Annotated in this window: 18 protein-coding genes; 8 read left to right on the top strand and 10 right to left on the bottom strand. The window is 70.8% G+C overall.

Features of this window, described 5'->3' with window-relative positions; all coding sequences use genetic code 11:
* The first annotated feature begins 164 nt into the window (after nt 1–164).
* The 6 genes from ACZ3II_RS21950 (at nt 165) to ACZ3II_RS21925 (ending at nt 6582) form a co-directional block, all read left to right on the top strand.
* Complete coding sequence (locus ACZ3II_RS21950) at nt 165–1475, top strand: ABC transporter substrate-binding protein (RefSeq protein WP_465519554.1); 1311 nt, start codon at nt 165–167, stop codon at nt 1473–1475.
* A gap of 54 nt (nt 1476–1529) precedes the next feature.
* The gene (locus tag ACZ3II_RS21945) at nt 1530–2432 is read left to right on the top strand and encodes a carbohydrate ABC transporter permease (protein ID WP_465519553.1); all 903 of its coding nucleotides are present in this window, start codon (nt 1530–1532) and stop codon (nt 2430–2432) included.
* A complete protein-coding gene (locus tag ACZ3II_RS21940) occupies nt 2432–3268 on the top strand; it encodes a carbohydrate ABC transporter permease (RefSeq protein WP_465519552.1) in 837 nt (278 codons plus the stop codon). The genes ACZ3II_RS21945 and ACZ3II_RS21940 overlap by 1 nt, the downstream gene beginning before the upstream one ends.
* Nucleotides 3269–3282: 14 nt before the next feature.
* Complete coding sequence (locus ACZ3II_RS21935; protein WP_465519551.1) at nt 3283–4299, top strand: LacI family DNA-binding transcriptional regulator; 1017 nt, start codon at nt 3283–3285, stop codon at nt 4297–4299.
* A gap of 84 nt (nt 4300–4383) precedes the next feature.
* Entirely contained in the window at nt 4384–5484 is a 1101-nt protein-coding gene (locus tag ACZ3II_RS21930) for a glycoside hydrolase family 53 protein (protein ID WP_465519550.1), read from the top strand.
* A 3-nt stretch (nt 5485–5487) separates the two neighbouring features.
* Nucleotides 5488–6582 carry a glycoside hydrolase family 53 protein gene (locus ACZ3II_RS21925; RefSeq protein ID WP_465519549.1) on the top strand — a complete coding sequence of 365 codons (1095 nt, stop codon included), beginning with the start codon at nt 5488–5490 and terminating at the stop codon, nt 6580–6582.
* Nucleotides 6583–6856: 274 nt separating this feature from the next.
* Here the strand turns inward: ACZ3II_RS21925 and ACZ3II_RS21920 are convergent, their stop codons facing one another.
* The 4 genes from ACZ3II_RS21920 to ACZ3II_RS21905 are packed head-to-tail and all read right to left on the bottom strand — an operon-like array spanning nt 6857 to nt 11980.
* Nucleotides 6857–9028, bottom strand: a complete 2172-nt coding sequence (locus ACZ3II_RS21920) for an MMPL family transporter (protein ID WP_465519548.1) — start codon at nt 9026–9028, stop codon at nt 6857–6859.
* A 29-nt stretch (nt 9029–9057) separates the two neighbouring features.
* Entirely contained in the window at nt 9058–9615 is a 558-nt protein-coding gene (locus ACZ3II_RS21915; RefSeq protein ID WP_465519547.1) for a TetR/AcrR family transcriptional regulator, read from the bottom strand.
* Between the two features lie 38 nt (nt 9616–9653).
* Nucleotides 9654–10424, bottom strand: a complete 771-nt coding sequence (locus ACZ3II_RS21910) for a hypothetical protein (protein WP_465519546.1) — start codon at nt 10422–10424, stop codon at nt 9654–9656.
* The gene (locus ACZ3II_RS21905; RefSeq protein ID WP_465519545.1) at nt 10421–11980 is read right to left on the bottom strand and encodes an AAA domain-containing protein; all 1560 of its coding nucleotides are present in this window, start codon (nt 11978–11980) and stop codon (nt 10421–10423) included. Before ACZ3II_RS21905 ends, ACZ3II_RS21910 begins: the two co-directional genes overlap by 4 nt.
* 94 nt (nt 11981–12074) lie before the next feature.
* On the opposite strand from ACZ3II_RS21905, the gene ACZ3II_RS21900 reads away from it, so the two are divergent.
* The gene (locus ACZ3II_RS21900; RefSeq protein WP_465519544.1) at nt 12075–13703 is read left to right on the top strand and encodes an amidohydrolase; all 1629 of its coding nucleotides are present in this window, start codon (nt 12075–12077) and stop codon (nt 13701–13703) included.
* Here the strand turns inward: ACZ3II_RS21900 and ACZ3II_RS21895 are convergent, their stop codons facing one another.
* Complete coding sequence (locus ACZ3II_RS21895) at nt 13704–14357, bottom strand: hypothetical protein (RefSeq protein ID WP_465519543.1); 654 nt, start codon at nt 14355–14357, stop codon at nt 13704–13706.
* Nucleotides 14358–14600: 243 nt separating this feature from the next.
* On the opposite strand from ACZ3II_RS21895, the gene ACZ3II_RS21890 reads away from it, so the two are divergent.
* The gene (locus tag ACZ3II_RS21890; RefSeq protein ID WP_465519542.1) at nt 14601–15308 is read left to right on the top strand and encodes a laminin G domain-containing protein; all 708 of its coding nucleotides are present in this window, start codon (nt 14601–14603) and stop codon (nt 15306–15308) included.
* Between the two features lie 67 nt (nt 15309–15375).
* On the opposite strand, the gene ACZ3II_RS21885 is transcribed toward ACZ3II_RS21890, so the two are convergent.
* The 5 genes from ACZ3II_RS21885 to ACZ3II_RS21865 all read right to left on the bottom strand — a co-directional run bounded on the left by ACZ3II_RS21885 (nt 15376) and on the right by ACZ3II_RS21865 (nt 21255).
* A complete protein-coding gene (locus tag ACZ3II_RS21885; RefSeq protein WP_465519541.1) occupies nt 15376–16119 on the bottom strand; it encodes a ZIP family metal transporter in 744 nt (247 codons plus the stop codon).
* Nucleotides 16120–16181: 62 nt separating this feature from the next.
* Nucleotides 16182–17663, bottom strand: a complete 1482-nt coding sequence (gene araA / locus ACZ3II_RS21880; protein ID WP_465519540.1) for an L-arabinose isomerase — start codon at nt 17661–17663, stop codon at nt 16182–16184.
* Between the two features lie 33 nt (nt 17664–17696).
* Nucleotides 17697–18719 (bottom strand): galactofuranose ABC transporter, permease protein YjfF, encoded by a 1023-nt coding sequence (gene yjfF / locus ACZ3II_RS21875; protein ID WP_465519539.1) that lies wholly within the window; start codon nt 18717–18719, stop codon nt 17697–17699.
* Nucleotides 18716–19732, bottom strand: a complete 1017-nt coding sequence (locus ACZ3II_RS21870) for an ABC transporter permease (RefSeq protein ID WP_465519538.1) — start codon at nt 19730–19732, stop codon at nt 18716–18718. The genes yjfF and ACZ3II_RS21870 overlap by 4 nt, the downstream gene beginning before the upstream one ends.
* A complete protein-coding gene (locus ACZ3II_RS21865; protein ID WP_465519537.1) occupies nt 19729–21255 on the bottom strand; it encodes a sugar ABC transporter ATP-binding protein in 1527 nt (508 codons plus the stop codon). The genes ACZ3II_RS21870 and ACZ3II_RS21865 overlap by 4 nt, the downstream gene beginning before the upstream one ends.
* Nucleotides 21256–21259: the final 4 nt, after the last annotated feature.

Genomic DNA, 21259 nt, shown 5'->3' with positions numbered 1-21259 from the left:
CAGCCCGGTCGGCCCGAACGATACACAGGCGTAACGGGACAGACGCAAGGGCTTGACACACGGCCGTAACACCAGCACTGTAACCGGTCACAGGGATCGACCCGAGTTGAGCGCTCCCTTCCCCCGGCTTCCCCGCCCCCGGCTAAGCCGATCAAGGAGGATCGATGAAGACTAAATACGCACCGCTGATGGCGGCTCTGACCGCAGCGGCTCTTTTCACCGGCACCGCCTGCAGCAGCTCCGACTCGCCGGAGGGCGCCACCGACCCGAACGAGAAGGTCGCGCTGACCTACTGGACCTGGGCGCCGAACATGGACAAGGTCGCCGCCGCCTGGAACGCCAAGAACCCCGGCATCCAGGTCACGGTCAACAAGCAGGACGGTGGCGACCCGGCCGTCACGAAGCTGCTCACCGCGATCAAGGCGGGCTCCGGCGCGCCGGACATCATGCAGGCGGAGTACCAGAAGATCCCCACCCTGGTGTCCTCGGACGCGCTCGCCGACATCTCGGCCGAGGTCGGCCCGGTCAAGGACAAATTCCCGGCGGGTACGTGGAACGGCGTCACCCTGGGCTCCGAGGCCGTCTACGGCGTCCCGCAGGACTCCGGCCCGCTGATGTTCTTCTACCGCTCGGACGTCTTCGAGAAGAACGGCCTGCAGGCCCCGAAGACCTGGGACGACTACGCGGCCGCCGCCGAGAAGATCCACAAGGCGAACCCCAAGCAGTACCTCGGCACCTTCTCGGCGACCGACGCGGGCCTGTTCACCGGTCTCGCGCAGCAGGCCGGCGCGTCCTGGTGGGGCGTGAACGGCGACGCCTGGAGCGTCAAGATCGACGAGCCGGCCACCCGGAAGGTCGCCTCCTACTGGGGTGGCCTGGTGGAGAAGGGCGTCATCGACAACAAGCCGATGTACACCCCGGAGTGGAACGCCGCGCTCAACGACGGCACGCAGGTCGGCTGGGTCAGCGCGGTCTGGGCGCCGGGCGTGCTCGAGGGCTCGGCGAAGGACACCAAGGGCAAGTGGAAGGCCGCTGCCATGCCGCAGTGGGACGCCAGCGCTCCGAAGACCGGCGCGTGGGGCGGCTCGGCGGTCGGCGTGACCACCCAGTCGAAGCACAAGAAGCAGGCCGCCCAGTTCGTCTCGTGGCTCAACAGCGACCCGGAGGCCCTGAAGCTGCTCGCCACCGAGGCCAGCGTCTACCCGGCCGCGAACGACGCCGCCAGTGTCCTGACCAGCCCGCCGGCGTTCTTCTCGGGCCAGGCGGACTTCTACACGATCGCCGGTGAGGCGTCGAAGCAGCTCGCGCCGTTCACGTACGGCCCGAACGTCAACGTCGCGTACAGCGCGTTCAACGACGCCTTCGGCAAGGCCGCCGAGTCGAAGAAGGCCGCCGCCTTCACCGAGTCCCTGACCACGATGCAGAAGACCACCGTGGACGACCTGAAGAACACCGGGTTCACCGTCGCCGGCTAAGTGACCGTCTCCGGGCGGGTCCCCGCCCGCCCGGAACGTTCCTGGGAAAGAGATATGAAGAGATCCGGAACCCCGTACGCCTTCCTCGCCCCCGCTCTGATCCTGTTCACCGCGTTCCTGGCCGCGCCGATCGTCTACGCCGGCTATCTGAGCCTGCGCAAGGTCAAGGTGAGCGGGCTGGGCCTGGGTTCGAAGGCGCGCACCGAGGTCTGGGCCGGGTTCGACAACTACGCCCGGTCGCTGACCGACCCGGACTTCCTGCCGAGCGTCGGGCGGATCGGCGCGTACGGCCTGATCGTCGTCCCCACCATGCTCGGCCTGGCCCTGCTGTTCGCGCTGCTGCTGGACGCGAACCGGGTCCGGGCGACGATCGGCAAGGTCGCCCGTGTCTCCATCTTCCTGCCGTACGCGGTGCCGGCCGTGGTCGCCTCGCTGCTCTGGGGCTTCCTCTACCTGCCCCGGGTCAGCCCGATCACGGACGCCTTCGAGGCCGCCGGCATTCCCGCGCCGAACCTGCTCTCCAGCGACCTGACGCTGTGGGCGGTCGCGAACATCGCGATCTGGGGCGGCACCGGCTTCAACATGATCGTCATCTACACCGCGCTGAAGGCCGTCCCGACCAGCCTGTACGAGTCGGCCCGCATCGACGGCGCCTCGGAGTTCTCGATCGCCTGGCGCATCAAGATCCCGATCGTGATGCCGTCGCTGGTGATGACGTTCGTGTTCTCGCTGATCGCGACGTTGCAGGTGTTCGCCGAGCCGATGACGCTGCGCCCGCTCGCCAACACCATCTCCACCACGTGGACGCCGCTGATGAAGGTCTACCGGGACGCGTTCGCCCGCAACGACCTGTACGCGGCCGCCGCCACCTCGGTGGTCATCGCGCTCGCCACGTTCGTCCTGTCCTTCGGCTTCCTGAAGCTCGTCGGGCGCCGGGCCTTCAACCAGGAGGACTGATGCGGAAGACCAAGCGCAGCACCACGGCGACGATCCTGCTGGTTCTCGGCGCGCTGTACTGCCTGATCCCGGTGATCTGGGTGCTGATCGCGTCCAGCAAGAGCTCCGGCGAGCTGTTCTCCACGTTCACCCTCGCCCCGAGCACCCACCTGTGGGACAACATCGTCGACCTGAACGACTACCGGGACGGGCTCTACTGGCGCTGGATGGCCAACACCGCCCTGTACGCCGGGGTCGGCGCGGCCGCCTCCACGCTGGTGTCGGCGATGGCCGGGTACGCTCTGGCGAAGTTCGACTTCCGCGGTAAGTCCTTCGTCTTCAACGTGATCCTGGCCGGCGTCCTGGTGCCGGGCGTGCTGCTGGCCATCCCGCAGTACCTGCTGCTGGCCAAGGTGGGCATGACCAACACGTACTGGGCGGTGCTGCTGCCCAGCTTCATCAGCCCGTACGGCATCTACCTCGCCCGGATCTTCGCCGGCGCCGCGATCCCCACCGAGATCCTGGAGGCGTCCCGGATCGACGGCTCCAGCGAATGGCGCACGTTCGCCCGGGTGGTGCTGCCGATGATGCGGACCGGTCTGGTGACGGTGTTCCTGTTCCAGTTCGTGGCGGTGTGGAACAACTTCATGCTGCCGTACATCATGCTCGGCGACGACCGCCTCTACCCGATCACGGTCGGCCTGAACGGCCTGCTCAACCAGGGCGCCAACCAGCCGTCGATGTACACCGCGGTGGTCACCGGCGCGCTGGTGTCGATCGTCCCGCTGATCGCGCTGTTCCTGGCCCTGCAACGCTACTGGCAGGTCGACCTGGCCGCCGGCGGCGTGAAGGCGTGACTATGATCCCGAAGGTGTCGCGTAAACGCCCCACCATCCGCGATGTCGCGGCCGAGGCGGGGGTCTCCTACGCGACCGTCTCCCGCGTGCTGAACGGGCGTGACTGGGTGAGCCCGGAGGCGGTCCGGGCGGTCCGGGACGCGATCGCCCGGACCGGGTACACCGCGAACCCGCACGCCCGCTCGCTGGCCACCGGCAAATCCGGCTCGATCGCGTTCCTGCTGACCGAGCCGCAGCACCTGCTGTTCGAGGACCCGAACTTCTCGGTGCTGCTGCGCGGGGTGGCGCAGGCGCTCTCCGACCGGGAGCTGACGCTGATCCTGATGATCGCGTCGACGCCGGAGGAACGGGCGCGGACCCTGACGTACCTCTCCGGCGGCCACGTCGACGGGGTGCTGCTGGTGTCGCCGCACTCCGGTGACCCGCTGCTGTCGCAGCTGGTGCGGGCGGAGATCCCGATCGTCGCCTGTGGGCAGGTGCTCGGCTTCGAGGACTCGATCAGCTCGGTGTCGGCCGACGACTGGGGTGGCGCCCGGGCGGGCGTCGAGCACCTGATCGCCGCCGGCTGCCGGCGGATCGCCACCATCACCGGGCCGCAGGACCAGTTCGGGGGCGTGTTCCGGCTGCGGGGCTACGCCGACGCGCTGACCGCGCACGGGATCACCGTCGATCCGGCGTACATCGAGCACGGCGACTGGAGCCGGGAGAGCGGCGCGGCCGGGATGCGGGCGCTGCTGGACCGGGTGCCCGACCTGGACGGGGTCTTCGCGGCGTCGGACGCGATGGCCGCGGCGACCCTGCCGGTGCTGCGCGAGGCGGGCCGGGACGTGCCGGGCGGCGTCCGGGTGGTCGGCTTCGACGACTCGGTCCTGGCGGTCACCACCGAGCCGACGCTCACCACCGTCCGCAACCCGATGGAACGCATCAGCGAAGAGATGGTCCGGCTGCTCACGGATGTGATCGCCGGGCGTACCCCACTCTCCATCACCGTGCCCACCAGCCTGGTGGTCCGGGCCTCCTCCCCTTCCTAGAGCCGCCGGCCTTGATACCCCCCTTGATCAAGGCCGGCCCCTATTCCTGAAACGCCCCTTTTGTCATGGAAGACAAGGAGTGTCATGAAGAAGATCCCCCTCGTCGTCGCCGCGGTCCTCGCGGTGACGCTCCTCCCCCAGCCCGCAGCAGCGAACGAGAGGACCGGCCTCACCATGCGCGGCGCCGACGTCTCCACCCTGCAGCGCTCACAGGAACTGGGCGCCACGTTCTCCGACGTCCGCGGCCGGCGCGGCAACCCGTACGAGATCCTCGAGAAGGCCGGCGTCAACTACGTGCGGCTGCGCATCTGGAACGACCCGGCCAGCGGCTACTCCAACAAGGCGAAGGTCCTGCAGCAGGCGCGCGCGGCGACGAAGGCCGGGCACAAGCTGCTGATCGACTTCCACTACTCCGACACCTGGGCCGACCCGGGCAAGCAGTTCACCCCGAAGGCCTGGGAGGGGCACGACCTCGAACAACTGCGCAAGGACGTGTACGACTACACGTACGACGTCTGCACCAGCCTGAAGAAGCAGGGCACCACCCCGGACAGCGTGCAGATCGGCAACGAGATCAACGTCGGCATGCTGTGGCCCACCGGTTACGTGAACAACAGCGACTTCGGGCCGCTCGCGAAACTGCTCAACGCCGGGTACGACGCGACCAAGGCCTGCAACCGCAAGACCCGGGTGCTGGTGCACACCGCGCTGGCCGAGAAGATCGACGCGGCGCGCTGGTTCTACGACGGGATCACCGCGGCCGGGGCGAAGTGGGACATCACCGCGCTGTCGTACTACTGCATGTGGCACGGCTCGCTGGCGAACCTGGCGACGGTCGTCGCCGACGTCAAGGACCGGTACGGCAAGCCGGTGGTGATCGCGGAGACGGCGTACCCGTACACCACCGAGAACTTCGACCATCTGGAGAACATCATGCTGTCCGCCGCGCCCTGTGACGGGATCCCCGCCACGAAGCAGGGCCAGGCGCAGCAGTTCGCCGCCGTGCAGACCACCGCACGCGACGCCGGCGCCATCGGCGTCTTCTACTGGGAGCCCACCTGGACCGCGATCGACGGCAACGGCTGGGACACCGAGGACATCGAGAACTCCGGCAACGCCTGGGAGAACATGGCGACGTTCGACGACGCCGGCCGCATCAACCCCTACATCCGCTGGATTCGGTGAACCATGAAGAAGATCCTCGGCGCGGTCCTGGCCGCCGTGATCGCCGTGACGATCAACCCGGCGCCGGCCCGGGCCGCCTCCCTCACCATGCTCGGCGCCGACGTGTCGTCGCTGCAGCGCACCCTCGACCTCGGCGGTAGGTACTACAACGCGGCCGGGGCGCAGGCCGACCCGTACGACATCCTCAAGTCCGCCGGGGTCAACTACGCCCGGCTGCGGGTCTGGAACAACCCGGCCAGCGGCTACAACAACAAGGCCAAGGTGCTCCAGCAGGCGAAGGCGATCAAGGCCAAGGGCCTGAAGCTCATGGTCGACTTCCACTACTCCGACACATGGGCCGACCCCGGCAAGCAGTATCCCCCGGCCGCCTGGGCCAACCACACACTCACGCAGCTGCAGCAGGACGTCTACAACTACACGTACGACGTCTGCACGAGTCTCAAGTCGGCCGGGCTCACCCCGGACAGCGTGCAGATCGGCAACGAGATCAACGTCGGCATGCTGTGGCCGAAGGGCCAGGTCGTGAACAGCAACTTCGCGCCGCTGGCCGGGCTCCTGAAGCAGGGCTACAACGCGACGAAGGCGTGCAACAGCGGCACCCAGGTGATCATCCACACCGCCGACGCGGACAGTATGAGCAACGCGCGCTGGTTCTACGACGGCATCAAGGCGCAGGGCGTGCAGTGGGACATCACCGGCCTGTCGTACTACTGCATGTGGCACGGCACGCTCGCCAACCTGTACAACGTGATCGCCGACGCGCGGGCCCGGTACGGCAAGCCGGTGGTGATCGTCGAGACGGCGTACCAGTTCACCACCGCCGACGCCGACAGCGAGAAGAACTCCATCCCCGGCACGGTGCTCTGCGACAACATCCCGTCCACCTCGGCGGGCCAGGCCCAGCAGTTCACCTGGGTGCAGAACACGGCCCGCAACGCCGGCGCCATCGGCGTCTTCTACTGGGAGCCGACCTGGTACGCCATCAAGGGCAACGGCTGGGATCCGGCGAACATCAACGGCACCGGCGACGGCTGGGACAACATGGCCGTCTTCGACTGGGGCGGCAAGGTCAACCCCTACATCAAGTGGTCGGCGTGACACACCGTCGGCGGCCCGGTCCGGGTCTCCCCGGGCCGGGCTTCACGCTTTCGCCGTACGGGGCCCTCACAGCCCGGAACAGCCGTAGCAACCAGCCGAAACCGGAAACCAAGACCGGCTGGCTCTCAGGGTTGTCCCGGCGTGCGTGAGACAGCCCTGAGAACCAGCCGGAGAGGATCTTGCTGCGGGGGAACGCGGACGGCCGGCCGTGCGGTCACGAGCCGTGTGTGGAGTTCGGGCGGTATGGACGGCCGAACTCCACACGCGGAACGGGCTAGTGGGTGTGGATGAGGTCGGCGGTGGAGCGGGCGGGGGTGCGTTCCAGGGCGGCGCCCTCGACGTCCAGCTCCGGGAGCCAGCGCAGCCAGGACGGCAGCCACCAGGCGGAACGGCCGAGCAGGGCCAGGGCCGCCGGGACGGCGATCATGCGGACGATGAACGCGTCGAAGGCGATGCCGACGGCCAGGGCGAACGCGATCGGCTTGATGGTGTCGTTGCCTTCCGGGACGAAGGCGGCGAACACCGCGAACATGATGGTCGCCGCGGCGATGACGACGGGGGCGGCCTGCCGGAACCCGGTGACGATCGCGTCGAGAGGCCGGGCGCCGTGGGCGTGGGCCTCGTGCATCCGGGCCACCAGGAACACCTGGTAGTCCATGGCCAGGCCGAACAGGATGCCGACGATGATGATCGGGGCGAGGCTGAGGATCGGGCCGGTGGAGCCGGCGTTGACCGCGTCGGCGGCCCAGCCCCACTGGAACACCGCGACGGTGGCGCCGAACGCGGCGCCGATGGTCAGCAGGAAGCCGAGCACGCCGACGACCGGGACCAGCAGGGACCGGAAGACCAGCACCAGCAGCACGAACGCCAGGCCGACGACGAGGGCGAGGTAGACCGGCAGGGCGTCGTTGAGCTTCTGCGACACGTCGATGCTGACGGCGGTGTTGCCGGTGACGTAGACCGCGGCGCCGTCGGCGTCGGCGACCTGGTCACGGATGGCGTGCACCAGGTCGACGGTCTTCTGGTCCTCGGGGCCGGACGCCGGGATGATCGTGATCAGCGCGGCGGATCTGTCGGCGCTGGGGGTGGCCGGAAGGGCGAGCGCGACGTCGGGCAGCTTGGCGACCTGCTTCTGCACGGCGGCGGCGTGGGTGACCGCCTTCGGGCCGTCGACCAGGATCAGCAGCGGGCTGCTGACGCCCGGGCCGAAGCGGCTGTCCATGATCGCCTGGGCGCGGGCCTGGGTGGTGCCCTCGGCGGCGCGCTGGGCCAGGGTGGTCTTCATCGAGAAGAACGGGATGGCGATGACGCCGAGGACGGCGACGGCGGCGATCAGGCTGAGCCAGCGCTGCCGGGTGACGACGTTCGCCCAGCCGTGGATGAAGCCACGGCCCTCGACCGGCTCGTCGCCGAGCGGGACGTCACGCAGCTTGCGGGGCAGCGCCCGGACGCCGATGTAGCCGAGGATCGCCGGGACCAGGGTGATCGCGACGAGCACGGCGATCACGATGGTGGCGGCGGCCGCGATGCCCATCTCGGACAGGAACGGGATGCCGACGACGGACAGGCCGGCCAGGGCGATGACCACGGTCAGGCCGGCGGTGACGACGGCTGAGCCGGCGGTGCCGACGGCCATCGCGGCGGCGTCCTCGACCGTCCGGCCGTGCCGCAGTTCGTGCCGGAACCGGGTGACGATGAACAGGGCGTAGTCGATGCCCACCGCGAGGCCGAGCATGACGGCCAGGATCGGGGTGGTGGACTGCAGCTCGGTGAAACCGCTCAGGGTGACGATGCCGGCCGCGCCGATGCCGACGCCGACGATCGCGGTCAGCAGGTTCATGCCGGCGGCGACCAGCGAGCCGTAGGTGAGGGCGAGCACGATCAGGGCCACGACGACGCCGAGGATCTCGGAGGCGCCGCCGATGTCGGCCGGGTTGCTCAGCGCCTCGCCGCGGGCCTCGACGGTCAGCCCGGCCGCGCGGGCACGCTCGACGGCGGCGGTGATCGCCGTGCGCTGCTCGTCGGTGACCTCGGACGGCTGCACCGGGTACCGCACCGAGCTGTACGCCGCCGCCTGGTCCCGGGACACCGCCGGCGCCTTCGGGTCGAGCGGGTTGGACGCGCTCACCGCGCCGGGCAGTTTACCGAGGTCGGCGACGATCTGGGCGACCTTCGCCGCGTTCGCCGGCGCGGTGATCCTCTGCCCGGCCGGGGCTTCGAGGACCACCTGCACCGTCGCGCCGGCCGACGCCTCGCCGAACTTCTCCTTCATCAGGGAGAGCGCGGTGGTGGACTCCTGGCCGGGGATGCTGAACGTGTTGGCCGTGGCCCCGGAGAGGGTGCCCGCGCCGACGCCGACGGCGACCAGGGTCACCAGCCAGGCGATGGTGACCAGTAACCGGTGCCGTACTGACGCCAGCCCGAGCCGGTGCAGCAGCGTTGCCATGAGGGGTTTCCTTCGTCGAAAGGTGGGGCTTAGGCCTTGTGGCCGAGCGCGTCGTACCCGATCTCGGCGAGACGGGCCGGGGCGTCGGCCGCGGGAAGCCGGTCGCAGAGGGCGATGCTGGCCACTGCGACCGCGCCGAGCGCTCCGGTGATCCGGAGCGCCCGACCGGTGTCGGCGAACAGGTCGTCGCCGAAGGCCTCGGCGAGGGTCTGCCCGATCACCGCGAGTGCCTGGCCGATCTCACTGTCCGGCTCGCTGAGCACGGAGGAGAGCAGCAGGGCGACCATGCCGGGCTGGCTCGCGGCGAGATGCGCGAGCCCGGTGAGCACAGCCCTGTCCCGTTCCGGGCCGGCCGGAAGGCCGGACACGCCGGAGCCGGTGTCGCGGATCTGCTCCACGCACCGGTCGATCACCGCGGACTGCAGCGCCTCCTTGGTCGGGAAGCGGTGCAGCAGGCCGGTCTTGGAGTAGCCGACCGTGTCCGCGATCCGCTGGATCGAGGTCTCCTTGAACCCGTGCCGGGCGAACAGATGTGCCGCGGCCTCGAGGATCTCGTCGTCGATCTGCTGTTTGGTGGGACGGGGCATGCGGACCACCGTAGACCGTTATGGACCATCCTGGTCCGTCAGGGACCGTGGCGGTCCCCACACTGCGGAAGGTCATCCTGCGGTTCCCCACCGCAAGCGCGATAAACCTGCAAAAGGTACGGATCGGGCCCGTCCACCGCCCATCCGAAGACCACCGGATCGTCGGAGCACTCGACCAGATAGACCGGCAGCCACACCGGCCGCGGCTTTGGGCCGGTCACCTCCACCGGCACCGCCGGGCCGGTGAAGTCCGCGACGTCCGCCCTGCTCAGCAGTTGATCCACGGCATCGGCGGGCAGGTCGGCGGGCTCGCCCACGGCGGTGAAAACGGTCCCGTCCGGCAGGGTCAGCGCCGGTTGCGGCAGCCACACCGAGTGGGTGGCGTGCGGGTACGGCACCGGCCGCGCCGCCCCGCCGTCGAAGCGCAGGGTCAGCCGCCGGCCCGGGGACAACACGTACCGCCGCCCGTCCGCGTTCGATCGGCGGCCCAGCTCGGTCAGCGCCAGCCCGCCGGACTCCCGCCGCACGTGCCCGATCGTCTCCAGGAACCGCGCCGTCCGCTCCACCAGCGCCGGCTCCACCCCGAAGAACGCCGCCAGCTCGCCGGGGCCGGACAGCCCGGCCTCGGCCAGCGCCCGGGTCAGATAGCGGTCGAACACGTCGTAGGCGTGCGCCTGCCGGACCGTGGCCACCACCTCCACCGCCCACATCGGCAGCAGCAGCGGCACGAACCGCACCGGCCGCACGTCCGGCAGCGCCGAGACCCGCCGGACCACCTCCCGCATCGGCAGGTGCGCGGCCCCGGTCACCGGCCCGCCTCCGCCCGGTTGCCGGCCGGCGCCCGGGCCGCGACCCGCCCGAACACGCTGGCGGTGAGCAGCCCGGACAGCTCCGCGGCGTCGGCGCCGGACGGGCAGCGGGCGGCCACCCAGGCGCGGACCACCGTGTCGTCGCGCAGCGGCTCCCGGCCGGTCTCGCCGACCAGCACCGCCCGGCGGGCCCGGACCAGCGGCGCCAGCGCGTCCGGCACCGGCACCCGGCCCGCGTCGGCCAGCACCAGCAGGTCGAAGTCCAGGTCGCCGTGTTCCGGGCGGCCGGCGTCCAGGCACGAGGTGGACACCACGTCGGCGTAGCGCTGCAGCTCGGCGTGCAGCTGGCGGGTCGGCCGGGCCGCCCGCTGCCGCCACTCGCGCAACAGCCCGGCCCGGCCGCGCAGCACCGGCTCCATCGCCTGGCAGTGGGCGGCGAGACCGGACAGGCCGGCCGGGTCGGCGTCCCACCGCGGGGCCCCGGCCACCGGGGACAGCAGGCGGGTCAGGTGGTGGGCGGAACGTTCCGCGGACTCCAGCGCGCGCAGGGCCGCGACGTCGGCGAACGCGGCCCGGTCGGCGGCGGCCCGGACGACCGGGTCCTGCTCGACGGCTTTGTCGAGGCGGCGGGAGCTTTCCTCGTACGCCGCACGGGTCGAGAGGAACGCCGAGCGGGCAGCCCTCGCGAGCCGGACCGCCTCGCCCAGCGCGCGCCGCACCCGCTCCGCCCGCCACCGGCGCAGCCGGGAGGCCTCGGCCCGGCGCAGCGCGGAGGTCAGCAGCTCCACCTCGGCCTCCGCGGTCGCCGCCGCCCGTTCCGCCGCGTGCTTGGCCCGGGACCGCTCCCGCTGGTCCGCGCCGAGCCGCCCGCGCGCCTCCCGCACGGTCAGCTCCCGGTGCGCGGCGGCCCGGTCGGCACGCTCCCGGGCCTCGGCCGCCTCGGCCAGCGCGGTGGTCAGCCGGCGCAGCCAGCCCATCGCCGGGGACGGCTCGCCGAGCCACGGCTCCAGCGCGCGGGCGGCGGCCTGCGACCGGGCCAGGACCCGCCGCTGGACACCGGCCGCCACCGTGACGATGCCACCCGGCCCCTCCGGATCGTGGCCGGCGCGGATGATCGTCACACCCTCCGGCAGCCGGGCCACCAGCGCGTCGACCGGCGGCGCCACCGGGGCGGCGAGCAGCACCCGCTCGCCCCGCAGGGCGGCCGCGCGGACGATCTCCAGGACGGCCAGGGTACGAGCGGCGCCGGGCGGGGCGGCGAGACAGAACAGATCGGGCACGGCGAGCGCGCGGCCCACCGCCGTCTCCTCCGCGGCGATCTCCGGCAGGTCGGCGAACCGGCCCTCGGCCAGCAGCGCGAGCAGCCCGGGGTTGGCGGTCGTGCCGGTGCGCAGCCGCCGGATCGCCTCCCGCTGGACCCGCTCGTCCGCGGCGGTGGCGGCGGCGCCGTGGACCGGCCCCAGCTCCCGCCCGGCGGCGACGGCCAGCTCCAGCGCGGCGCAGAACCCCTCGTTCCGGTACGACGGCTGGTCTAGATCGACAAGGGTCGACGCCATGCGCCCCACCATAGTTGTGCCCCGTGCGGGCGGCCAATCCACGCACGATTGAATGAGTCCTTCGGACCGCTCGCGGCAGAAAGAGGAGACGCCGATGTCCCGTCCCCACGCTGACCTGCTCTTCACCGGGGGGCCGGTGTTCTCCGCCGGGGCCGGCCCGGCGACCTCGGTCGCGGTGCGGGACGGCCGGATCCTGGCCGTCGGCGACGACCTGCGCGAGCTGACCGGCCCGGGCACCGAGGTGGTCGACCTGGCCGGGCGGCTGCTGCTGCCCGGGTTCCAGGACGCGCACGTGCACGCCGTGATGGGTGGCGTCGAGCTGAACCAGTGCGACCTGACCGAGACCACCGACCTGGACGAGTACCTGCGCCGGGTCGCCGCCTACGCTGCCGCCCATCCGGGCGCGGAGTGGATCGCCGGGGGCGGCTGGTCGATGGAGTCCTTCCCCGGCGGGGTGCCGGCGAAGGAGCTGCTCGACCGGATCGTGCCGGACCGGCCGGTCTACCTGATCAACCGGGATCACCACGGCGCCTGGGTGAACAGCCGGGCCCTGGAGCTGGCCGGGATCACCGCGGACACCCCCGACCCGTCCGACGGCCGGATCGACCGGGCCGCCGACGGATCCCCCGCGGGCGGGCTGCAGGAGGGCGCGATCGAGCTGGTCGCCGCGCTGCTGCCGGAGGTGACCACGGCCGATCGGGTCGCCGGGCTGCGGCGGGCGCAGGCGCTGCTGCACTCGTACGGGATCACCGCCTGGCAGGACGCCATGGTCTGCGCGTCCAACGGCTACCCGGACGTGGCCGACGCCTACCACGCCGCCGCGTCCGAGGGCTGGCTGACCGCCACCGTGATCGGGGCGCTCTGGTGGGACCGGGAGCGCGGCGCCGAGCAGATCCCGGAGCTGCTGGAGAAGCGGGAGCGGTTCACCGTGGGCCGGCTGCGCTGCGACAGCGTGAAACTGATGCTGGACGGGGTGGCGGAGAACTTCACGGCCGCGATGACCGAGCCGTACCGGGACGGGTGCGGGTGCGCGACCGCCAACCGGGGGATGTCGTTCATCGACCCGGCGGCGCTGCCGGGGTACGTCACCGCGCTGGACGCGCACGGGTTCCAGGCGCACTTCCACGCGCTCGGCGACCGGGCGGTGCGCGACGGCCTGGACGCGGTGGCGGCGGCGCGGGCCGCGAACGGGTTCCGCGACACCCGGCCGCACCTGGCGCATCTGCAGGTGGTGCACCCGGACGACGTGCCGCGGTTCCGGCGGCTCGGCGCGACGGCGAACCTGCAGGCGTACTGGGCGGCGCACGAACCGCAGATGGACGACCTGACGATCCCGTTCCTGGACCCGGCGCTGGTGGAGCGGCAGTACCCGTTCGGCGACCTGTGGCGGGCCGGGGCGCACCTGGCCGCGGGCAGCGACTGGCCGGTCAGCACCCCGGACCCGGTACAGGCGATCCACGTCGCGGTGAACCGGGTCCACCACGGCGACGACCATCCGGCGTTCCTGCCGGAGCAGCGGCTCGGGCTGGTCACGGCGCTGACGGCGTACACGGCGGGTTCGGCGTACGTGAACCGCCGGGACGACACCGGCACGGTCCGGCCGGGGAACCGGGCCGACCTGGTGGTGCTGGACCGGGACCCGTTCCGGGAGCCGGTCACCGAGATCGCGGCGACCAGGGTGGCGATGACCTTCGTCGACGGCACCCTGGTCCACGGGGCCTGACTACTTGTCGCCGTCGTCCTCGGGCTCGTCGCCGTCGTCCTCGGCCGCCTGCGCGTGCCGGGCGGGCTGGGCCGGGGCCGGAGCGGCCTCGAGGACCTCGGCGACCGGCTCCTCCTCGACGTACTCGTTCATCTGCGGCGCGTCCACCCACAGGGCGCGCAATTGGCTCTGCATGAACGCGGTGAGCCGGCCGCGGTACTCCCGGTCGAACTGCTCGAGGGCCTCGATCTGCTGCTGCAGCGACTCGCGCTTGGCGCCGAGGCTGCCGACCACGTCGTCGTAGCGCTGCTGGGCCTGCTGCCGCAGCTGGTCGGCGCCGGCGACGGCGTCCGCGTTGATCGTCTCGGCCCGGGCGCGGGCGTCGGCGACGATCTTCTCAGCGGTACGGCGGGCGTCCTCGCCGTGCGCCTGGGCGTCCCGGCCGATCTGCTCCGCGGCGGCGCGGGCCTCGGCCAGCACCCGGTCGGCCTCGCGGCGGACGTTGCCGGCGTGCGCCTGGGCGTCCCGGGCGATCTGCTCGGCGGCGGCCAGCGCGTCCGTTCGGATCTTGTCCGCGTGGTGCTGCGCGCTGGCCACGTGCTCCTCGGCCGTGCGCTGCGCCAGGGCCAGCACCTGCAGCGCCTGGTTGGGCAGGCCCGGGTTGGGAGCTATCACCGCATGCTCCGAGGTCTCACCGTTCGTCCCGTTGAGCAGCACTTCGACACGATCCTTACGTCAGGAGGGGGTCCGGCCGGCTGGGGTCCCGCCACGGCACCGGCCATGATCGGCGGATGCTACCAAGCGGAACGGGCCCGGAGCGAGGCTCGTCCGGGGCAGTTTTGCAGGATCGCCGAGGACCTTCGCAAATCGCACATTAGGCTTAAATTCGTCTCTCCCGCCGACACCCGAGGACGAGCCATGGGAAAACCCCGCACACTGGCCACTGTCACCGCGCTGACCTGCCTTCTCACCGCTGTGGCCGGCCCGGCACAGGCGGCGGCGGACCACGTGATGGCGGTCTGGCCGATGGACGAGAGACCCGGCGACACCTGGATGTCCGACGCCGGCGGGCGCGGGCACCACGGCCGGATCGGGCCGGAGGTCGGCACGGGTCTGACCACCGGACCCGCCGTCGGGTACCGGTTCGACCGCCTGGAACCGGACACTCCGCCGGCCCGGCCCGGCCACCTGGTCGTCGTTCCCGACCACTCGGACCTCGACCCCGCGGACCGGGACTTCGCGGTCACGCTCCGGCTCAGGACCAGCCGCAAGTTCGGCAACATCATCCAGAAGGGCCAGGCCACCGTGCCCGGCGGGAGCTGGAAGGTGCAACTGCCGAACGGGCGGGCCACCTGTACGTACCGGGGGTCCAAGGGGACGATCGAGCTGATCGCGCCGTACCGGATCAACGACGGGACCTGGCACGTGGTCCGCTGCGTACGGCTGCGGGAGGGGGTCTTCCTCAGCATCGACGGCCGGCAGGCGGCGGCCCGGCTCGGCTGGACCGGGACGATCGACAACGACTGGCCGGTGTCGATCGGCGGCAAGATGGACTGCGACCAGGTGAAGGTGGGCTGCGACTACTACGCCGGCGACCTGGACTGGATCACGGTCGAGGCCGCCTGACGGGGACGCCACCCCGCGTGTCGAGTTCGGCCGTCATACGCGCCCGAACTCAACACACGCTCTGCTTTCAGCCCGCGTGCGACAGGCTGAACGACAGCAGGAAACCCGCCACCGTGATCAGGCCGATCAACAGGTGCGCGTCGTCGAACGCCTCCGGGATCATGGTGTCGGCGACCATGGTCAGGATCGCGCCGCCGGCCAGCGCGGTGATCCAGCCGAGCAGGACCGCCGGGGCGTCGGCGAGCACCGTGAAACCGGCGATCGAGGAGAGCGCGCTGATCACGGCGATGCCGCCCCAGAGCGTGAAGACGTAGGCGCGGCTGCGCCCGGCGGCGCGCAGGCCGGCGGCGCTGGACAGGCCCTCGGGGACGTTGCTGATGAAGACCGCGACGACGGTGGCGACGCTGACGCCGCCGCCCGCGAGCAGGCTGGTGCCGATCACGATGGATTCCGGGATGCCGTCGAGCAGGGCGCCGGTGGCCAGGGCCAGCCCGGAGCCGTCGCCGGAGCGGTCGTCGCCGCCGGAGCGTTTGCGGTTGCGGGCGCCGCGCCGGGCGAGCAGCACGTTGCAGCCGGTGTAGATCAGCGCGCCGGCCACCGCTCCGGAGGCGGTCCAGGCCATGCCGGCCTGCTCGTAGGCCTCGCCGACCAGCTCGAACGCGACGGCGGACAGCAGCACGCCGGCGCCGAACGCCATGATCGACGCGATGATCCGCGGCGGGATGCGCACCAGGTAACCGACCGCCGCGCCCACCAGCAGCGCGGATCCGGCCAGGAGTCCCCAGCCACCCGCCTCCACCCAACCCGGCATGCGGCAGAGGGTGCCCGGTCACCCCGCCCGGTACACCATCCGGGCGGGGTGATCCGTGCGACTCAGCGGAAGCCGCGGGCCAGGCGGTGGTACGCCTGGTTCCAGCGCACCTCCTTGACGAACGACCGGGTCGTCGTCGAGGAGTCGATGACCAGCAGCTCGGTGCCGACCATCTCGGCCAGGTCGGCCAGCTCCTCCGCGCCCACCGCCGAGGACAGCACGGTGTGGTGCGGGCCGCCCGCGGTCAGCCAGCACTCGGCGGACGTGGACAGCGACGGGGCCGGCTTCCAGACCGCCCGGGCGACCGGCAGCTTCGGCAGCGGCGCGGTCGGCGGGACCACCTCGATCTCGTTGGCGACCAGGCGGAACCGCTCGCCCAGGTCGGCCAGGCCGAGCACGACCGCCTTGCCGGGCGCGGCGTCGAAGACCAGGCGGACCGGGTCCTCCCGGCCACCGATGCCGAGCGGGTGGATCTCCAGCTTCGGCTTCCCGGCCGCGATCGACGGGCACACCTCGAGCATGTGGGCGCCGAGGATGACCTCGTTGCCGGGGGTCAGGTCGTAGGTGTAGTCCTCCATGAAGGACGTGCCGCCGCCCGGGGCCATCGCCTTCAGCGTGTGCACCAGGACCGACGTCTTCCAGTCGCCCTCGCCGCCGAAGCCGTACCCGTCGGCCATCAGCCGCTGGACCGCCAGGCCGGGCAGCTGCCGCAGGCCGCCCAGGTCCTCGAAGTTCGAGGTGAACGCGCGGAAACCGCCCTCGGTGAGGAACTGCCGCAGGCCCAGCTCGATCCGGGCGCCGTACCGCAGCGACTCGAGACGATCGCCGAGCAGCTCCGCCGCCACCTCGTAGGTGTCCTGGTACTCCTCGACCAGCTTGTCGATGTCCGCGTCGGACTGCTGGTCGACGACGGCGACCAGGTCGTTGACCCCGTACGTGTTGACCGAGACGCCGAACCGCAGCTGCGCCTCGACCTTGTCGCCCTCGGTGACCGCCACGTCCCGCATGTTGTCGCCGAACCGGGCCAGCTTCAGGTTCCGCATCGCGGAGTAGCCACGGGCGGCCTTCACCCAGGTGGCGATGCGGCCGACCACGGCCGGGTTGCTGACGTGCCCGGCGACGGTCTTGCGGGGTACGCCCAGCCGCGCCTCGATGAACCCGAACTCCCGGTCGCCGTGCGCGGCCTGGTTGAGGTTCATGAAGTCCATGTCGATCTCGCCCCAGGGCAGTTCGACGTTGTGCTGGGTGTGCAGGTGCAGCAGCGGCGCCCGCAGCGCGTCCAGGCCGGCGATCCACATCTTGGCCGGCGAGAACGTGTGCATCCAGGTGATGACGCCGAGCACCCCCGGCGTCGACGAGGCGCGGCGGCAGATGTCCAGGATCTGCTCGGCGCTGGTCAGCACCGGCTGCCAGATCACGTCCGCGTCGAGCTGGTGGTCCAGCTGGATCGCGATCTCCCGTGACTGTGCGGCGACCTGCTCCAGGGTCTCCGGCCCGTAGAGTCCCTGACTGCCGGTGAGGAACCAGATCTCCCCGTTGCTCATGTGCGGTCGCCTTTCTCGTTGCTTGTCATGCGGTTATCTCACTTTTCTCGTGACGAGCCGCTGCATCACGATGAAAGCGAAGAGCAGGATGCCGATGACGATCCGGCTCCAGGCCGCGTTCAGGTCGCCCTGGAAGTTGATGATCGTCCGGATCAGGCCGGTGACCAGGACACCGAGCAGGGTGCCCCAGACGAAGCCGGAGCCACCGGTGAGCAGCACGCCGCCGATGACCGCCGCAGCGATCGCGTCGAGCTCCATGCCGTTGCCCTGCCCCGCCCAGCCGGAGGTCGAGTTGATGCTGAACAGCACGCCGCCGAGCGCCGCGCAGAAACCGCTGAGGGTGTAGACGGCGATCTTGGTGCGGCCCACCGGGAGGCCCATCAGCAGCGCCGAGTCGGCGTTGCCGCCGATGGCGTAGACGTTGCGGCCGAACCGGGTCCACGCCAGCACGGCGGCGGCGATGATCACCGCGAGTACCGCGACCACGGCGATCGGCTTGGTGACGACACCGTCGGCGAGCTCGAACCGGGCGCCCGACCAGGACTTCCACAGCTCGTCGCGGATCGGGATCGAGTCCTGGTTGATGGTCAGGGCGATGCCCTTGGCGAGGAACAGCCCCGCCAGGGTGGCGATGAACGGCTCCACCTTGAAGAAGTGGATCACCGCGCCCTGGCCCGCGCCGATCAGCGCGCCCAGCAGGAGCACGACCGGCAGCACGACCTGCGGCGGCCAGTCCGCCTTCAGCAGGGTGGCGGTCAGCACCGTGGTCAGCGAGATGACCGCGCCGACGGACAGGTCGATGCCACCGGTCAGGATCACGAAGGTCATCCCGACCGCGACCACCAGCAGCACCGCGTTGTCACGGAACAGGTTGACGACCACGGCCGGCTTGTCGAAGTTCTCGTAGTTGATCAGACCGCTGGTGTACATCGCGATCAGCAGGCCCAGGGTGGCCAGCAGCGGGATGTACTTGGTGTTCGGCCGGTAGACGCGGCGGCGGGGGTTCGCCGGCGTGTCGTTCTTGGTGACAGGGTTCATGTCGACCGTCGTCATCACGCGGCAACCTCTCGCGCGGCCGGGCGCGCCTTGAAGCGCCCGAAGACCTTGGCCCGGAACTCCGGGGACTGGGACAGGCACAGCGCCACCACGACGACGGCCTTGAAGAGCAGGTTCGCCTGCGACGGGATGCCGATGGCGACCACCGTGACGGTGAGGGTCTGGATCAGGACGCAGCCGAGGACCGTGCCGGCGATCGAGAACCGGCCACCGATCAGCGCGGTGCCACCGATGACCACGGCCAGGATGGCGTCGAGCTCGATCAGGTTGCCCGCCGCGATGCTGTCCGCGCTCTTGATGTTGGCGCTGTAGATCAGGCCGGCCAGACCGGCGAAGCCACCGGCCACGACGTAGACCATGACGGTGATCCGCTTGGCGCCGATGCCGGCCAGGCGGCTCGCCGTCGGGCTGCCGCCGACCGACTCCAGCAGCAGGCCCAGCGCGGTGCGCCGGGTGAGCACGATGGTCAGCGCGACCGCCGCCATCGCGATCAGGAAGGCGACCGGCAGGGCCAGGAAGAAACCGGAGCCGAGCGTGGCGTACGTCGTGGACTGCACATTGATGATCTTGCCGCCGGTGACCAGCTCCGCCACACCACGGCCGGCCACCATCAGGATCAGCGTCGCGATGATCGGCTGGATGCCCACGACCGCGACCAGGGCGCCGTTCCACAGGCCCAGCAGCAGCGAGACACCGATCGCGGCCAGCAGGATCAGCAGGATCGCGCCGACCGCGTTCTGGTCGCCGAGGTCCTGGATCAGCAGACAGGCGACGGCCCCGGAGATCGCCATCACCGAGCCGACCGACAGGTCGATGCCGCCGGTGGCGATGACCAGCGTCATGCCGATCGCCACCAGGATCAGCGGCGCGCTGCCGCGCAGGATGTCGATCAGGGTCCCGAACAGGTGCCCGTCGTGGATGGTGATGAACTGCTGCGACTTGTACATGTTGATACCCAGCAGCACCGCCAGGATCAGCGTCGGCCAGAACAGCCGGTTCTTCAGAAAGCTCATGAGGTTGCTCCGCTGGCGATGGTCTGCATGATGCGGTCGGCGTCGACGTCCGCGGCGTTCTCCAGCTCCTCGACCAGGCGCCGGTCCCGCAGCACGGCGATCTTGTGGCTCAGCCGGAGTACCTCCTCCAGCTCGGCGCTGACGAACAGCACCGCCATGCCACCGTCGGACAGCTCGGCCACCAGCTTCTGGATCTCGGCCTTCGCGCCGACGTCGATGCCGCGGGTCGGCTCGTCGATGATCAGGAGCCGCGGCTCGGTGATCAGCCAGCGCGCCAGCAGCACCTTCTGCTGGTTGCCGCCGCTGAGGTTGCGGACCGGGCGCTCCGGGTCGGCCGGCCGGATGTGCAGGGCCTTGATGTACTTGTCGACGATCTCGTCCTGCTTCTTGCGCGGGATCGGGCGCATCCAGCCCCGGGTCGCCTGCAACGCCAGGATGATGTTCTCCCGGACGCTGAGCTCGCCGATGATGCCCTCGGTGCGCCGGTTCTCCGACGAGAAGGCGATCTTGTGCTTCATCGCGGCCTGCGGATCGCGCAGGTTGACCTTCTTGCCGTCGATCAGCAGGTCGCCCTTGTCGGCCTTGTCGGCGCCGAAGAGCAGACGGGCCAGTTCGGTACGCCCGGAGCCGAGCAGCCCGGCCAGGCCGACCACCTCACCCTCGTGGATGGTCAGGTCGTACGGCTGGATCGCGCCGGTCCGGCCGAGGCCCTTGGCCTCCAGCACCGGCTTCGCCCCGGCGGCCCGATCCCGGTTGCGCTGCGCCTTGTCCTCGAGGTTCTCCAGGGCGGCGAGCTCTTTACCGATCATCTTCTCGACCAGCTGCACCTGGGACAGCTCCTCGACCCGGTGCTCGCTGATCAGCTGGCCGTTGCGCAGGATGGTGAGCCGGTCCGAGATCTCGTAGATCTGGTCCAGGAAGTGCGAGACGAAGAGGATGGCCACGCCGTCCTCCTTGAGCCGGCGCATGACCCGGAACAGCTGCTCCACCTCGGCGGTGTCCAGGCTGGAGGTCGGCTCGTCGAGAATGAGCACCCGGGCGTCGATGTCGATCGCGCGCGCGATGGCGACCATCTGCTGGATCGCCAGGGAGTAGGAGCTCAGGGGCGCGGACACGTCGAGGTCGAGGTCGAGCCGGGCGAGCAGCTCCGCGGCACGCCGCCGCATCTTGCCCCACTGGATCTTCCCGAACGTGCGCGGCTCACGGCCGATGAAGATGTTCTCCGCGACGGAGAGGTTGGTGCAGAGGTTGACCTCCTGGTAGACCGTGCTGACGCCGGCCTGCTGGGCCTGCAGCGGCCCGGAGATCCGCACCGGCTTGCCGCCGAGCTTGATCTCACCACCGTCGATCTCGTAGACGCCGGTCAGCGTCTTGATGAGGGTGGATTTCCCGGCCCCGTTCTCGCCCATGAGAGCGTGGACCTCGCCCGGGAACATACGGAAATCGACGCCGTCGAGGGCGACGACGCCGGGGAAGACTTTTCGGATCCCGGTCATCTCGAGGACCGGAGACTGCTCGCCCATTCTG

This window comes from Actinoplanes sp. NPDC019969 (assembly GCF_055562375.1).
This window is presented reverse-complemented; position numbering and strand designations above follow the sequence as displayed.

What these genes read in the sequence shown, in the direction of transcription:
- ACZ3II_RS21950 (WP_465519554.1), top strand. Translation starts at nt 165, where the DNA reads ATGAAGACTAAATACGCACCGCTGATGGCGGCTCTGACCGCAGCGGCT.
- ACZ3II_RS21945 (WP_465519553.1), top strand. Translation starts at nt 1,530, where the DNA reads ATGAAGAGATCCGGAACCCCGTACGCCTTCCTCGCCCCCGCTCTGATC.
- ACZ3II_RS21940 (WP_465519552.1), top strand. Translation starts at nt 2,432, where the DNA reads ATGCGGAAGACCAAGCGCAGCACCACGGCGACGATCCTGCTGGTTCTC.
- ACZ3II_RS21930 (WP_465519550.1), top strand. Translation starts at nt 4,384, where the DNA reads ATGAAGAAGATCCCCCTCGTCGTCGCCGCGGTCCTCGCGGTGACGCTC.
- ACZ3II_RS21925 (WP_465519549.1), top strand. Translation starts at nt 5,488, where the DNA reads ATGAAGAAGATCCTCGGCGCGGTCCTGGCCGCCGTGATCGCCGTGACG.
- ACZ3II_RS21920 (WP_465519548.1), bottom strand. Translation starts at nt 9,028, where the DNA reads ATGGCAACGCTGCTGCACCGGCTCGGGCTGGCGTCAGTACGGCACCGG.
- ACZ3II_RS21915 (WP_465519547.1), bottom strand. Translation starts at nt 9,615, where the DNA reads ATGCCCCGTCCCACCAAACAGCAGATCGACGACGAGATCCTCGAGGCC.
- ACZ3II_RS21905 (WP_465519545.1), bottom strand. Translation starts at nt 11,980, where the DNA reads ATGGCGTCGACCCTTGTCGATCTAGACCAGCCGTCGTACCGGAACGAG.
- ACZ3II_RS21900 (WP_465519544.1), top strand. Translation starts at nt 12,075, where the DNA reads ATGTCCCGTCCCCACGCTGACCTGCTCTTCACCGGGGGGCCGGTGTTC.
- ACZ3II_RS21890 (WP_465519542.1), top strand. Translation starts at nt 14,601, where the DNA reads ATGGGAAAACCCCGCACACTGGCCACTGTCACCGCGCTGACCTGCCTT.
- ACZ3II_RS21885 (WP_465519541.1), bottom strand. Translation starts at nt 16,119, where the DNA reads ATGCCGGGTTGGGTGGAGGCGGGTGGCTGGGGACTCCTGGCCGGATCC.
- araA (WP_465519540.1), bottom strand. Translation starts at nt 17,663, where the DNA reads ATGAGCAACGGGGAGATCTGGTTCCTCACCGGCAGTCAGGGACTCTAC.
- ACZ3II_RS21870 (WP_465519538.1), bottom strand. Translation starts at nt 19,732, where the DNA reads ATGAGCTTTCTGAAGAACCGGCTGTTCTGGCCGACGCTGATCCTGGCG.
- ACZ3II_RS21865 (WP_465519537.1), bottom strand. Translation starts at nt 21,255, where the DNA reads ATGGGCGAGCAGTCTCCGGTCCTCGAGATGACCGGGATCCGAAAAGTC.